Consider the following 13,144-nt stretch of genomic DNA (forward strand, 5'->3'; position numbering starts at 1 on the left):
CGTTCGGCCGGTCCGGGCCGGGTCATCCGCGCCGGGGCCGGACCCAGGTCCACACGCAGTAGCCGAGCCAGGCGATCGCGACCGCCGTGGCAAGCGGCCGGAGCCGCAGCGCGTTCAGCGCGATCACCACCGCCAGGACCAGCAGCCAGGGCAGGAACGCCTTCACCGGGCCGACCCGTTCGGCGTGCCCGCACCGGCCGCCACGGGCCGCGCCATCGCGGGTTGCGGCACCGTTGACTGCGCCAGCGCCGGGGCCGACGGCCGGACCAGCGCGAACCCCGGAGCCTCGACGGCCGGCGCGGCGAGTTCCGGCCAGAGGGTCGAGGTCACCGATCGGGTACCCGCCAGCCGTTGCCGGGCCCGCATGTGCCGCTCGGCCAGTACGGCGGCCAGGTAGGCCCACTCGGGCAGCCCCGGCGGGGGCGGTGGGGAGGTCACCGCCGCCACCTCCGCCCAGAGGGACCGGGTCAGCCGCCGCCGGGCGTCCCGGGTCAGCGTCGAGGTGCGACTGAGCAGTTGGCGTACGGCCAGCGCCAGGCCGTCGTCCAGCCGGGTCAGGTCCAGGGTGGCCGCCCAGCCGGCCAGCGGCGGGACCATGGTCGGGACGTAGCCGGTGCCGGCCGGACTCCGGTCGTGGATGACCAGGGTGCCGGCGGCCAGGTCGCCGAGCCGCCGTCCCCGGGGGTCGGTGAGCATCACGGTCACCCCCACCGCCCAGGTCAGCAGCGGCAGCACCAGACCGGGCCACTCCACCGCCACGCCGACCAGGCTGCGGGTCAGCGCCTGTCGGAAGCCGACCCGGCCGCCGTCGGCGCGTACCACCCGCAGCCCGACGGCGAGCTTGCCGACCGTACGGCCGGAGTTCAGGGTCTCGCATGCCACCGGGTAGCCGACCAGGATCAGCACCACGCCGACGGTCTGCAACCCGCGCAGGGTCGCCCCGTCGAAGGCGCCGGGGCCGACGAACGAGGTGAGCAGGATTCCCGCCCCGATCACCAGGATCACCGCGAGGGTGACCTGGGCCAGGATGTCGATGAGCAGCGCCAGCACCCGGGAGCCGAGCCGGGCGGCCCGGATGTCCAACTCGACCGCTTCGCCGCTGACCAGTCCGGCGTCCGCACCGTATCCGCCGGGCGGTGCCGGCCGGCCCGGAACGAACCTCGGTGTTTGCGCTGTCACGTGGACAGTGAACACTATGGTCGCGAACCCTGGGGGACTGAGTTGGATCTCGACGCGTACGCGGCGGAGCACGACCGGGAATGGCGGCGGCTGGCCGAGCTGACCGGGCGGTACCGGCTCGGCGCCGACGAGGCCGACGAGCTGATCGCGCTCTACCAGCGGGTCGCCACGCACCTGTCGGTGGTACGCAGCCGGTCGCCCGATCCGGTGCTGGTCGCCCGGCTCTCCCAACTGGTGCTGGCCGCCCGGGGCCGGCTCGTCGGCCGGTCCGGCTTCTCCTGGGCCGCCGTCGGCCGGTTCTTCTCCACCGGCTTTCCGCTGGCCGTCTACCGGGCCTGGCCGTGGTGGACGGCGGTCGGCGTCGGGTTCGTCCTGGTCGCGGGCTTTCTGATGTACTGGACCGCCGCGCATCCGGAGACCGCCGCGGCGCTTATCGGCGAGGAGGCGGCGGCCGAGGCGTTCGAGGCCCGGTTCGTCGGCTATTACAGCGAATATTCCGCGCCGAGCTTCGCCTTCCAGTTGTGGACCCACAACGCCTGGATCGCCGCCCGCTGTCTGGCCTCCGGCATCCTGGTCCTGCCGGTGTTCTACCTGCTCTGGCAGAACGCCCTCAACATCGGCGTGACCGGCGGGGTGCTCGCCGCCTACGACCGTACCGATGTCTTCTTCAGCATGATCACACCGCACGGCCTGCTGGAGCTGACCGGCATCTTCGTGGCGGCCGGTGTCGGCCTGCGGATCGGCTGGGCCTGGATCGCGCCGCCGCCCGACCTGACCCGGGGCCAGGCGGTGGCCCGGGCCGGCCGTTCCGGCATCCTGGTCGCGGTCGGCCTGGTGGGGCTCTTCGCGGTCGCCGGCCTCATCGAGGCGTTCGTCACCCCGGCGGCGGTCCCCACCGGGGTCCGGGTCGGGATCGGCGTGCTCGCCTGGCTCGGCTTCCTCGGGTACGTCCTCTACTTCGGCCGCCGCGCGGCCGCCGCCGCCGAGGAACCCAGCCGGAGCTGAGGCGGACGGCGGGCTGGAGCCGAGCCGGATGGCGGGCCGGAGAGGCGGAGAGGCGGAGAGGCGGAGCTGAACCGGCGGGCAGGCCGGGTCGGAGATCCCACGTGATCAGGCAGAAGTTCCACTGCCTCGGGAGTGCGTCGAGGTCTTCGTCGGCACGTTCTCAGGATGCGGCGCTGTTCTGCCACTGTGCGGCCAGCGCCTCTGCCTTGGCCAAGAAGTCGTCTAGCTGCTGCTCGGATAACTCTTCATCGGAGACGAGCTTGAACAGGAGCTGTCCTTCGATTTCGGTGATCGTGCCGACGTCGAGTCGGTCGATAGTCTCCGCTACGCCCGGAGCATCCAGATCCAGCGTGGCGCAGATCAACGCCTCGGCTTCTTGGGCGGGGAGGTCGCGCCCCTCGGAAAGGAAGGTGCGAGCATCCGCGACGAATCGGATGATCTCGTCCATGTTCTTGCGTTGCCCGAATCGCCGTTGGACGGCGAGATTGAAGGCGAAACCAATGATTGCCGTCGGGGTTCCCTTGCCTTGGCTTTCAAACTCCGCCAGGAGCGCATCGTAGGATTCCCAATCCTGCTGGAGGATTGACTTAAGAAACCTCGTGTTGTCATCCATCGTCGTTGCCCTTCTGCTCTTTCCCCTGGTCTCGTTTCGCTCTGGCTTTGCTGCGGATTCTGGCTGCCACTTCGGCGCCCTTGATTCCCAGGAGTGCGACGGTGAACGCGGCGAGTAGGGTGTCTCCGGCGGCTGTGTCCTGGGTCTTCGCGGCCGTAATCGACGGTTGGGGTGACTTCGGGACCGCAACCCCGCCTGATCCGGCGGCGTCCTTGATGGCGGTCGCGATCTTCTTGGCGTGCTGTAGTCCGTCGTCGGCATTCCGGACCGTCGCCGTCCGGCCGAGCAGCTTCGAGGAGAGGGAGCCTTGTCCGGCAGCAGCGGCGAGAACTTGCTCGCCGGAGGCTTCGGCCTCGGGCGCCGAAGAGCGAGGTGGGACCGTGCCGGGTGAGATGATATTGACATAGGCGGTGAAGTGCTCGGCAGCCTCGGCGAGAAGCCGCGCCGTCTTCCCGGCTTTCTCCCCGGCGGTGCGGGAGTCGACGACCGCCTTACGCATCGACCTGTCGGCGGTGCCACGGGCGACCTCCGTGTAGGTGGCATGTGCCTTCTCGGCCTGCTCCTGTGCATGTTTAGCTGTCACAGCAGCCTGGTCGATCTGGCTCAGTACTGTGCGGAACTGAGCCACGACATCGCCCACGGAGGAGTCAGCCATCAGAGCTTCGACGCGTACTCGCTTGCGGCTTCGGCGCCGGATTGAAGCAGTTCGGCGACTCGGGGCGGTTCCTTCAACGCCTCTCTCAGCTTCTTCAAACCCACCTCGACCTCTTTGTGCGAACTGTCATGAGCCGTTGCATCGGCTAACGTCCGAGCTTGCTCGGCCCGGTCCCGGACCTCCTGTATCAGAGCCCTGCCGTTATTGGCTGCCTCGTTTGCTCGACTGATAGTTGCCTTCACCTGAGCAATGTCCACCGGGCTTGTCCCCCGAATCCACTATCGAGCTTGCTCAGCCGAGAACGCTCACGTACTGGCGAGCGGCGGCGGAGCTGCCCTGGATGAGGGTGGCCGCCTCGGTGAGGCGCAGCTTGCTCTGCTCCGCACGCTGGATCGCCTCGGCGATCATGGCATGGTTGGTGCCGGCGGCCACCGCGCGGAGACGGTTGAGTACCTGCTCGGTGTTCTCGATCGATGACCGAATCTGGTTGAGCGTCGTGTTGCCCTGTTCGGCGGCTTGAGCGAGTGCGGCTTTGACTTCCTCGATGCTGGCCATTCGGTCCTCCCCAACTACCGGATGTCCTGATGCGGCAGAGTCGCGACAGCGTGTCTCTATATCACGTCTGCGTGGCCGCTCGAACACTATCGGAGATAGTCCAGTCGCACAGCCCCGAGGCTGGCGGTGGACCCGAGGGAAGCGCGGAGTGCTAGATCTCGATGATCGGTTCGTCTTCGTCCTCGGGAAGCAACCACTTGTCGCGCGGCTCGACGAACGTCCCCTTGCCCTGATGGCGACGGACAAGTCGGCGGGCCTCAAGACGTACGAGCACCATCTTGATGGTTGTCGCGCCGACGCTGTAGCGCTTCGTCATCTCGGCGATCGACGGCAACTTGTCTCCAGGCTTCAGCTTCCCCTCAACGATCGCTGACGCGTAGGCGTTTGAGATCCGAACATAGTCCGGCTGTGTCGGCATGGGGCACTCCTTGCATGGCACCCCGATTTGATCACGAAGAGCGAGATCCCGACAAGCTTTCGTTGACATAGGCGCATAGGGCGCCTATGTTCAGTTTCCGAGCGCTCCTTGCATGGCACGCGGGGCGTTCACCTCCCGGTCGGGGCGGCCAGCCTGTACGGGTTGTCCGTCCCGGCCCCGGGTCACGCCCTGCTGTCGTACGGCGCCTCCGGCTGCGTCGGTGGGGCGGGGTGGCGCCGGCCTGAAAGCAACAGGGGATCCGGGCCGGTGTCACCCATCCACGTCCTGTTCCTGCTCCGGAAAGGTTGGTGGTGTCGTGCGGGTTCTCCTTCGGCGGCTGTTCCGGCGTGACCGGAGGCCGCCCCGGCGACTCGGCCGGTCGTACCGGTCGGCGGCGTATCGGCCGCTCCTGCCGTCGCAGGTCAGGTTGCGCCGGTTCACTCCGGTCGGCTTGACCGGGCGGGGAGTCGACCCGGTCGAGGTGACAGCCTTCCTCGACCAGGTCGCCGATGACCTGGCCAGGGCCTACGACGAACTCGCGACGGTGCGGGAGCAGAATGCCCGGATCAAGGACGCGTTGCGCCGGTGGCAGTCCCGGCAGGTGACGACGGCCCACGAGCTGGCGGGTCGCTGATGGCCGAGCGCTATGTCGTACACGTGCCCTTCACGGCGCCGGACCCGGACGCGGCCCGGCAGGCGGCCCGGATGCTGGCCCGGACTCTCGGTCGGCTGCCCGAGGTCGATCAGGCCGAGGCGACCGTCTCGGCCGAGGACGACCAGACGGTGCAGTCCCGCCTTTTCTGCGACCGGCTCCTCGCCGCCGGCAGACGCTGTGCGCTGCGCGCCGAACACGAGGTGCCGTGCGCGAGTCTGGAGCTGGACCGGTGACCGGGGCGATCGATCCCGGCGCCGGAAGCGGACCACCGGATCCCGGCGCCGGTCCGCCGGTGCTCGACTGTCCCGCCTGCGACCGGCTCACCTTCGTCCTCGCCGCCTGCCCCTGCACGAGCGGTGGTGATCGGCTGCTCGTCGACGTCGGGCAGTGGGGGAGCGGGGAGGCATACCAGGACTGTCAGCTCTGCCAGGGAGTCGGCACGCTGCCGCAGCCCTGCCACCGCTGCCGGCAGGCCGGGCGGCTGCGTGCCCAACTCGTGCTTACCCTGGCGAACGTCGACACCGGGGCGGTGGCCTCGGCGAACGTCGTACCCGGAGTGGTGGAACCGGCGCGGTGGCCGGGCGACGGAGGAAGCTGGCATCTGCCGCTGACGCCGCTGCTGCACGATCTGGCCGCCACTGTCGGTGCCGCCTCCTGGACCGAGGCGGGCAACCCGCCCAGGTCCCCGGACGGGCCGGTGGTGTTGCTGCCGTCCCGGTGGCGCCCGGACCTGCCACCGCAGACCCGGGCCGCACTGGAGGCGGAGGCGATCGCGTCGCACGGCCACGACGCCTGGCAGCTCTTCCTCGGCCGCAGCGCCGCCGAGCCGCCCCCCGACCCCGCCCGCGACCTGGCCCGGCGCTGCCGGCTCGCCGACCTGCTCCGCCTGGACCTGGTGCTGGAGGCCCGCCGCAGGCATCCCGCCGCCGACCTCACCTGGCATCTCCGCTACGAGGTGCCGGGCGGGCCGGTGCCGACCGACGCGCGCGGCGGCGCCGACGACCTGGCCGGGGCGATTGTCGCCACCGGCGACCTCGACGCGCTCTACGACCTTCAGGCGCGTGGCCGGGCCGCCCCGGCTCACTACCTGACCGGCGGCGACCGGCCGCCGGTCGACCCGCCGGCCGTCGACCTGGACCAGCTCGAACGGGGGATGCTCGCCGACTGCACCGACCTGCACACCGGCGTACCGACCGCCGGGGCGCAGGCGATCTGGCGCGACGGCCGCTGGTGGCACACCAGCCTCAGGGTCGCCGACACCGCCGAGACGTTCACCGAATCCGGCACCGGGCAGATCTACCGCCGGGAGACCAGCATCCTGCGGCGCGGCTGGCAGCCGCCGGCACCGTCCTGGCGGGGCCCACCCGTCCCGTACGTCGACTGCCCCGACTGTGACCCGCACAGCCGACTCCGCCGCTGTGACTGCCTCCTGCTCGCCGAGCGGGCCGACCCGGACTGCCCGAAATGCTCCGGCGCCGGCCGTAGCCCGTCGGCGCTGCCCTGCGACACCTGCCGGGACAGCCACCGCCTCTACCGGGATCTGACCGTCACACTCACCGACCTCGCCGGCCGGGTCACCCACCTGCACTGGCAGGTCGACCGGCACGGCTGGCGGGCCGGCGACCTCACCTGGCGCGGCGACGAGCACACCTGGCAGACCGGTGAGCAGGGCTGGCGGGCCGGCGAACGGCTCTCGGCGCCGCACGTCGCGACCCAACCCGGCGGCAAGCCGGTGCACCAGCTCCCCGACCCGTTCCGGCTGGCGACCTGGGCCGGCTTCTTCGGGGTACGCCCGGACGACCTCACCGAACTCGACGGCGGCGGCGAAGTCCGCCACGACCTGCGCAAGGGCATCGTCACCCTGCCGCACCCCGGCGCCGACCCGCTCACCGAATACCTGCACCAGGCGTCCCGGGGCCAGCCCGGCGCCCGGCTGTTCGTGCTGGCCCGCCGGCCCGACGTGCCACCCCTGGCCGACCTGATCCGACTCGTCCTCGGACTGCGCCTCACCGTCACGGTCACCCTCGTCGACCACGTCGACAACGCCGGAGACCTCCGACTCGTCCAGGGCGAAGGCTGGGACGTCAACATCGAACCACCAGGGCTACCAGTCGCCCCGGACACCCTGCCCGCCCGGCCCACCCCGGAGGCCGCGATCGGGTACTGCCTCGAACATCTCGAACTCGCCGTGGCCCGTCGTGTCCCCGACGATCCCACCCAACCGATCCCGGTGCCGCAGACCCCGGCCCCGGTCGCGGTCGACGATCCCGTACCGCTGATCCGCCGGCTCGCCCGACACCACGCCGGCCAGCCCGTCGCCGTGCACTACGACGGCCGCACCTGTCGACTCCTGCTCTGGGAGCGCGGCGGCGTACGCCAGCTCTGCACCGCGCCGACCTTCCCGACCGCCCTCACCGCCCTCGGCATCGACCCGCGCTGACCTCGGTAGGCGTCAGAGATCCGATGGCTTGTCCCAGGCCGCTCGGAGGGAGGAAGTCGGACCGACTTTCTTCATAGCTGGCCGAGGGCCTTGAGCCGGAGGTAGGTGTCGGCGACCATCGGCGCCAGCCGGTCGGCCGGGGCGTCGACCACGGTCACCCCGTGCCGGGCCAGCGCCGCGCGTACCCGGTCCCGGTCGGCCAGCGCCCGCCAGGCCGCGGCCGCCGCGTACACGTCCTGGACGGTCTCCGGCGACCGGGCGGTGAGGTCGGTCAGCACCGGGTCGTGCACCGACGCCACGATCACCCGGTGCCGGGTCGCCAGCCGGGGCAGCACCGGCAGCAGTCCCTCGCCGAGGGCGCCCGGTTCCAGGGCCGTGAAGAGCACCACCACGGACCGCCGGCGTTCCCGCCGGAGGATCTCCCCGGCGACCAGTTCGAAGTCGGTCTCCACCAGGGCCGGCTGGAGCGGGGCGAGCGCGTCGACCATCCGGGCCAGCAGCGTCGACTGGGCGCCCCCGGTCAGCGCGAGCCGGACGGCGCTGTCCACAGCCAGCAGGTCGACCCGGTCACCGGCCCGGGCGGCCAGTGCGGCCAGCAGCAGCGCGGCGTCGATGGCGCCGTCCAGCCGGGGCTCGTCGCCGACCCGTACCGCCGAGGTGCGCCCGGTGTCGAGTACGCAGACCACCCGCCGGTCGCGCTCCGGTCGCCAGGTCCGGACCAGTACGTCGGCCCGCCGGGCACTGGCCCGCCAGTCGACCGAGCGCACGTCGTCGCCGACCACGTACTCGCGCAGGGTGTCGAACTCGGTGCCCTGGCCCCGGCCCCGGGCCACCTCGGTGCCGTCGATGACCCGCAGCCGGGCCAGCTTCTCCAGCAGGTGCCGGCGGGACTCGAACCGGGGCAGCACCCGCAGAGTCCACTGTGGCGTCGGCGGCTGCTCCCTCCGCTGCCGGAACGCCAGCCCCAACGGCCCGTACGAGCGCAGGGTCAGCCGCAGCGCCGGCCGGTCGCCGCGTCGGGTCGGCGTCAGCCGGCTGGGCAGTTCCACCCGGGCACCGGGCTCGACCCGTACCGTCGGGGTGCCGGGAAAGTCGGGCCGGGCCCCGGCGGACGGCACCCAGGCATCCCGGACCAGCCCGCGCAGCGGCCGGGACGAGGTGTTGTGCAGCCGTACCGAGACGGTGGCGGTGTCGCCGAGCCGGACCGCCCGGTCGCCGTCCCGGCTCGCCTCGACCGCGCCCGGCGGGGCGGCCAGCCGCCAGTCCAGTACGGTCAGCGCCAGCACCAGCCCGGACATCAGCAGCACGCCCAGCCAGGGTGCGGGCCAGAGCGGCAGGGTCAGCGCGCCCGCACCGAGCAGGATCGCCGCCCGTCCCGTCATCGTGGCGTCGGCACGGTGCCGAGCACCGCGTCCAGCACCGACCGGGTGGTGACGCCCTCCAGTTCGGCCTCCGGCCGCAGCCGCAGCCGGTGCCGCAGCGTCGGCCGGGCGATCGCCTTGACGTCGTCCGGGGTGACGTGGTCGCGCCCGGCCAGCCAGGCCCAGGCCTTCGCGGTGACCAGCAGCGCGATGGCACCCCGGGGCGAGGCGCCGAGTTCCAGCGCGGGCGCCGCCCGGGTGGCCCGGCACAGGTCCACGATGTAGCCGAGCACGCTCTCGGCGACGCCGACCCGGCTGACCGCCGTGCGGGCCAGCGCCAGGTCGGCCGGGCTGGCCACCGGGCGTACCCCGGCGGCGGTCAGCTCGCGCGGGTCGAAGCCGGCGTGGTGCGCCCGGAGTACGCCCAGCTCCTCGTCCCGGTTCGGCAGCGGCATCGTCAGGTGCAGCAGGAACCGGTCGAGCTGCGCCTCGGGCAGCGGATAGGTGCCCTCGTACTCCACCGGGTTCTGGGTGGCGGCCACGATGAACGGGTCCGGCAGCGGGCGGCGGTTTCCCTCCACCGAGACCTGCCGCTCCTCCATCACCTCCAGCAGCGCGGCCTGGGTCTTCGGCGGCGTCCGGTTGATCTCGTCGGCGAGCAGCAGGTTGGTGAAGACCGGTCCCTCCCGGAAGGTGAAGGCGGCGGTGCGCGGGTCGAAGATGAGTGAGCCGGTGACGTCGCCGGGCATCAGGTCCGGGGTGAACTGGAGCCGCTTGGAGTCCAGGTCGAGTGCGGCTGCGATGGTGCGCACCAGCAGGGTCTTGGCCACCCCCGGTACGCCCTCCAGCAGCACGTGCCCCCGGCAGAGCAGGGCGATCACCATCCCGGTGACGACGGCGTCCTGCCCGACGACCGCCTTGGCGACCTCGGTGCGCAGCCGGTGCAGGGCGGCGCGGGCCTGGTCGGCCTCGACCGGGGTGCCGGCCTGGGCCGGCACCTGGTACGGCGCGGCGGCGTAGCGCGGGTCTGTGGTTCCGGCGGATCGGGTCACCAGGCTTCTCCTTCGCTGGGGCGGTCGTGCCGGGGCTGGCCGGGCGGGGCGGTGCCGGGGGAGGCGGCCAGGTCGTCGAGCGCCCGGGCCAGGTCGAGCAGCTCCTGGTTGGTCTCCGGGGCCGGCCCGTAGAGCAGGTCGTGCACCTCGGCCGGGCCCCGGCCGGTGCGCGCGGCGACGGCGGCGGCCAGTTCGTCCGGCCCGGCGTCGGGCGGTACGCCCCGGGACTGGGTCAGCCGGTGCAGCGCCGCCGCCCGCAGCGTCTCCGCCGCCGGCCCGTACGCCCGGGCCCGCTGGTAGAGCCGGCCACGGCCCAGCACCGTCTCGGCGGACGGAACGGTCACCGGCAGCGGCTCGGCGACCGGTGGCCCGAGCCGGCGGGCCCGCCAGAGCACCACCAGCAGCAGGGCCAGGGCGAGCTGCGCCAGCAGGGCCCAGAACCAGGGCGGGAAGGCGTCCCAGAGCGGGTTGCGCTGCTCCGGCGGGGCCGCCTGGTCGTCCTGCCCGGGTGCCGGCTGCGGCCGGCCGTCGTACTCCGGGGTGCCGTCGCCCTCCTCGGGCTCGCCGTCGGAGTACGTCCCGGAGTCGTCGGGCGCCGACGTCCACGGGTCCAGCTCGCCGTCCCGATGGTACGGCGGCGGTGGCTCCGGGCCGGCCAGGTCGAGCCAGACGACCCGGTCGTGGGTGCCGAGCAGCCCGGTGGCCAGGGCGGCGTTGCCCCGCTCGGCTATCCGGTCGTTCCGGAACGGGTCGCTGGCGCCGATCACGACGACCTCGCTGCCGCGCCGCTCCGTCCGGACCAGCCCGGCCGAGTAGCAGTAGTCGGTACTGTCGTCCAGCTCGGGCGGGCTGGCGTACCGCTGCAACAGCGCGGTGGCCCGCCCAGCCCTCGCCGCCTCGGGCAGCGCGCAGGGCCGGCCGTCGGCGTCGGCCTCGACCGCACCGGCGGCCCACCGCCGCCCGGCGACGGCCAGCGGCAGCTCGGCGCCGTCCAGCACCCGCTGCGGCGGGTCGACCAGCACCACCCGGGCACGGTCGGCGGGCTCGGCGAGGTACGGCAGGTACAGCGGGTGCACCAGCCCCGGCGAGGGGACGAAGAGGGTGAACCCCCGGCTGGTCGCCTGGATCAGGGCCTGGCGGGTACTGGTGAACCGTTCGATGGTGACGCCCTCGGCGCGCAGCCGGTCGGCGAGCCGGCTCCCGCCCTCGTCGTCGGCGTTGACCGGGGAGAGGAAGCCGGGGGAGCCGGGGTCGGGTTGGTCGATCGCCCGGGTGATCCCGGTGACGGCGAGCAGCGCGGCGACGGCACCGAGCGGGATCGCGATCCGGTGCCAGCGACGCCGTCGGAGGCCCGCCTTTCCCCGGGTCGGCACAGGGTCCGGTGTGGACGCCGCAGCGCCGCTCCGGCGCTCGCCGTCCGGTGCGGGCGCGTCCGGTGCGGGCGCATCCGGGGCGTCCGGTGCGGGCGCGTCCGGGGCAGCGGTCATCTGCGGGCCGTCCCGTCCTGACTCGTCTCCCGGGCCATCGGGTCGTGGCTCAGCTCCGGATGATTGGGTCCTGGTCCGTCTCCGGGCCATCCCGTCGTCGGTACCGGACGGTCTCCGCTGGCGAGGGTCCGGCCCAGTTCCGTGGCGAGCATGCGCATCCGATCGTCGTGCTCGCGCCGGGCGGGACGCTCGGCGTACCAGAGGTCGGAGAAGACCCGGCCGGCCTCGGAGAGCGGGCGGTCCACCTCGGGACGCTTCCCGGCGGCCGCCGTCGCGAGTTCGGTGACGGTGAACCCCGGCCGGTGCTCCAGCACCCCGCGGTCGACCAGCTCCCGGACCATCCCCCGGAACCGCTCGCGGGCCGCCTCGGCGTACCGGCCCTCGGCGGCCAACCGATCGGCGAGGGCGACCAGCGTCCCGGCCGGTACGTCCGGCAGCTCCGGATCCTCGGCCGCTGCCTCCGGCTCGGGCTCGGGGGCCGGCTCGGGACGGGGTTGCCGCCGTCGCCGCCACCGGGAGAGGCGCCAGCGCGGCAGCCGGCGGGGCACCCAGGCCGGGTAGTGGAACCAGCCGAGCGCGACCAGCACGGCGGCCAGCACCAGGAGCAGCGCGACCAGGGAGAGCGGCAGGCGGTCGCCGAGCGCGGCCGTCGTCTCGGTCCACCAGCGGCTGAAGCTCACCGTCGACCCGCCATCGGGGTGAGCACCGGCGCTCCGGTCTGCCGGGCCCGGTTGACGACGATGTCCAGCCCTTCGGTGCGGATCCGCGCCTCCAGGTAGACCGCCGCGTCGACACAGGCGAGCGCGGGATAGGCGACGCTGTTGACCAGTGCCCAGACCGCGATGCCGACCGGCAGTTGCCACTCCGGCGCGAGCAGTCCGGCCGAGTTCAGGCCGGTGACGGCACCGACGGCGAGCCCGATCCGCAACAGCCACCAGACGAGGTAGCCGAGCAGCCGTATCGCCGCAGCGCGGCCGCTGATGCGCAGGGCGAGGGTGGCGGAGCGCCACAGCGCCCGGAACGGCCCGAACCGGTCCAGCACGATCGCCGGGGCCACGGAGCCGAGCAGCGCGAACCCGACCGCCCAGAGCGGCATGACCAGGGACGCGACGAACATCACCGCGCCGGCCAGCAGGGCGACGAGCAGCGTCGCGGGGAGCCGGGCACCGCCCGGGTGCAGCAGCCGGCGGATCGGGGCGGCGGGATCGAGCAGGACCGTACCGGCCGCCCGGGCGGTCAGGTTGCCGAGCAGCGCGATGATCACCCCTTCGCAGGCGGCGCCGACCGCCAGCAGGAACCAGTACGACGGCAGTTCGTCCAGCCTCGGCAGGTAGGCGGGCGGGGTGACCTCGGCGACCAGCCGCAGCGGGTACAGCAGGAGCTGCTCCAGCGCGGCCAGTACCAGGGCGACCGGCACCAGTACCCGGGCGTGGTCGCGGAGCAGCAGGACCGCCGAGTCGATCAGCTCACCGACGGTGAGCGGCCGCAGCGGCAGTACGGCGATCGGGCCGGCGTCGGGCAAACGTACTCCTGGCGGGCATCGGGGGTGGCGGGGAACACGCCGCAGCAGTCATGGTGTCACGCCGGCTCATCCCGGACGGAGCCGCTGCGCCGGTTCCCACGTCACGGTTCGGTGTGCGCCGCCGAGGGCGGATCAGCAGCGGTCCATCCCTGGTGCCAGAAGGTTGACCAGGGTAAGCTACTGCGCCTCGTGGCCAGGGAAG

At 72.9% G+C, this 13,144-nt stretch carries 16 protein-coding genes; 4 read left to right on the forward strand and 12 right to left on the reverse strand.

The annotated features are described in order from the left end of the window. Positions 1 to 22: 22 nt before the first annotated feature. Together ACSMXO_RS06300 and ACSMXO_RS06305 are read right to left on the reverse strand one after the other, a co-directional pair. Complete coding sequence (locus tag ACSMXO_RS06300; protein WP_318402021.1) at positions 23 to 166, reverse strand: hypothetical protein; 144 nt, start codon at positions 164 to 166, stop codon at positions 23 to 25. Further along, positions 163 to 1,179: an RDD family protein gene (locus ACSMXO_RS06305; RefSeq protein WP_455417014.1), complete on the reverse strand. Its 1,017-nt coding sequence runs from the start codon at positions 1,177 to 1,179 to the stop codon at positions 163 to 165. The genes ACSMXO_RS06300 and ACSMXO_RS06305 overlap by 4 nt, the downstream gene beginning before the upstream one ends. 42 nt (positions 1,180 to 1,221) lie before the next feature. Here ACSMXO_RS06305 and ACSMXO_RS06310 point away from each other — a divergent pair, with 42 nt between their 5' ends. Next, on the forward strand, positions 1,222 to 2,184 hold the full coding sequence (locus ACSMXO_RS06310; RefSeq protein ID WP_455417015.1) for a stage II sporulation protein M: 963 nt from the start codon (positions 1,222 to 1,224) through the stop codon (positions 2,182 to 2,184). Positions 2,185 to 2,344: 160 nt separating this feature from the next. Here the strand turns inward: ACSMXO_RS06310 and ACSMXO_RS06315 are convergent, their stop codons facing one another. The 5 genes from ACSMXO_RS06315 to ACSMXO_RS06335 all read right to left on the reverse strand — a co-directional run bounded on the left by ACSMXO_RS06315 (position 2,345) and on the right by ACSMXO_RS06335 (position 4,425). Then, on the reverse strand, positions 2,345 to 2,797 hold the full coding sequence (locus ACSMXO_RS06315; RefSeq protein ID WP_455417016.1) for a hypothetical protein: 453 nt from the start codon (positions 2,795 to 2,797) through the stop codon (positions 2,345 to 2,347). After that, on the reverse strand, positions 2,790 to 3,452 hold the full coding sequence (locus tag ACSMXO_RS06320) for a hypothetical protein (protein WP_455417017.1): 663 nt from the start codon (positions 3,450 to 3,452) through the stop codon (positions 2,790 to 2,792). Before ACSMXO_RS06320 ends, ACSMXO_RS06315 begins: the two co-directional genes overlap by 8 nt. Next, positions 3,452 to 3,709 (reverse strand): hypothetical protein, encoded by a 258-nt coding sequence (locus ACSMXO_RS06325; protein WP_455417018.1) that lies wholly within the window; start codon positions 3,707 to 3,709, stop codon positions 3,452 to 3,454. The genes ACSMXO_RS06320 and ACSMXO_RS06325 overlap by 1 nt, the downstream gene beginning before the upstream one ends. Before the next feature lie 34 nt (positions 3,710 to 3,743). Next, the gene (locus ACSMXO_RS06330) at positions 3,744 to 4,007 is read right to left on the reverse strand and encodes a hypothetical protein (RefSeq protein WP_455417019.1); all 264 of its coding nucleotides are present in this window, start codon (positions 4,005 to 4,007) and stop codon (positions 3,744 to 3,746) included. Between the two features lie 151 nt (positions 4,008 to 4,158). After that, the gene (locus ACSMXO_RS06335; RefSeq protein ID WP_455417020.1) at positions 4,159 to 4,425 is read right to left on the reverse strand and encodes a winged helix-turn-helix domain-containing protein; all 267 of its coding nucleotides are present in this window, start codon (positions 4,423 to 4,425) and stop codon (positions 4,159 to 4,161) included. Positions 4,426 to 4,741: 316 nt separating this feature from the next. Here ACSMXO_RS06335 and ACSMXO_RS06340 point away from each other — a divergent pair, with 316 nt between their 5' ends. From ACSMXO_RS06340 to ACSMXO_RS06350, 3 genes are read left to right on the forward strand one after another with little or no spacing between them, the layout of a single operon-like run. Further along, entirely contained in the window at positions 4,742 to 5,059 is a 318-nt protein-coding gene (locus ACSMXO_RS06340; RefSeq protein WP_455417021.1) for a DivIVA domain-containing protein, read from the forward strand. Further along, complete coding sequence (locus ACSMXO_RS06345; RefSeq protein WP_455417022.1) at positions 5,059 to 5,313, forward strand: hypothetical protein; 255 nt, start codon at positions 5,059 to 5,061, stop codon at positions 5,311 to 5,313. The genes ACSMXO_RS06340 and ACSMXO_RS06345 overlap by 1 nt, the downstream gene beginning before the upstream one ends. Next, positions 5,310 to 7,520: a hypothetical protein gene (locus tag ACSMXO_RS06350; protein ID WP_455417023.1), complete on the forward strand. Its 2,211-nt coding sequence runs from the start codon at positions 5,310 to 5,312 to the stop codon at positions 7,518 to 7,520. Before ACSMXO_RS06345 ends, ACSMXO_RS06350 begins: the two co-directional genes overlap by 4 nt. A 71-nt stretch (positions 7,521 to 7,591) precedes the next feature. Here the strand turns inward: ACSMXO_RS06350 and ACSMXO_RS06355 are convergent, their stop codons facing one another. Genes ACSMXO_RS06355 through ACSMXO_RS06375 form a run of 5 tightly spaced genes read right to left on the reverse strand, consistent with a single transcriptional unit; the run spans position 7,592 to position 12,942 of the window. Continuing rightward, positions 7,592 to 8,902, reverse strand: coding sequence for a DUF58 domain-containing protein (locus ACSMXO_RS06355; protein ID WP_455417024.1), 1,311 nt, complete (start codon positions 8,900 to 8,902; stop codon positions 7,592 to 7,594). Continuing rightward, positions 8,899 to 9,879 carry an AAA family ATPase gene (locus ACSMXO_RS06360; protein ID WP_346260171.1) on the reverse strand — a complete coding sequence of 327 codons (981 nt, stop codon included), beginning with the start codon at positions 9,877 to 9,879 and terminating at the stop codon, positions 8,899 to 8,901. Before ACSMXO_RS06360 ends, ACSMXO_RS06355 begins: the two co-directional genes overlap by 4 nt. A gap of 50 nt (positions 9,880 to 9,929) precedes the next feature. After that, on the reverse strand, positions 9,930 to 11,420 hold the full coding sequence (locus ACSMXO_RS06365) for a DUF4350 domain-containing protein (RefSeq protein ID WP_455417025.1): 1,491 nt from the start codon (positions 11,418 to 11,420) through the stop codon (positions 9,930 to 9,932). Next, positions 11,417 to 12,100 carry a DUF4129 domain-containing protein gene (locus ACSMXO_RS06370; protein ID WP_455417026.1) on the reverse strand — a complete coding sequence of 228 codons (684 nt, stop codon included), beginning with the start codon at positions 12,098 to 12,100 and terminating at the stop codon, positions 11,417 to 11,419. Before ACSMXO_RS06370 ends, ACSMXO_RS06365 begins: the two co-directional genes overlap by 4 nt. Further along, positions 12,097 to 12,942 (reverse strand): hypothetical protein, encoded by an 846-nt coding sequence (locus ACSMXO_RS06375; protein WP_455417027.1) that lies wholly within the window; start codon positions 12,940 to 12,942, stop codon positions 12,097 to 12,099. The genes ACSMXO_RS06370 and ACSMXO_RS06375 overlap by 4 nt, the downstream gene beginning before the upstream one ends. Between the last annotated feature and the right edge of the window lie 202 nt (positions 12,943 to 13,144).

This window comes from Plantactinospora sp. DSM 117369 (assembly GCF_053764795.1).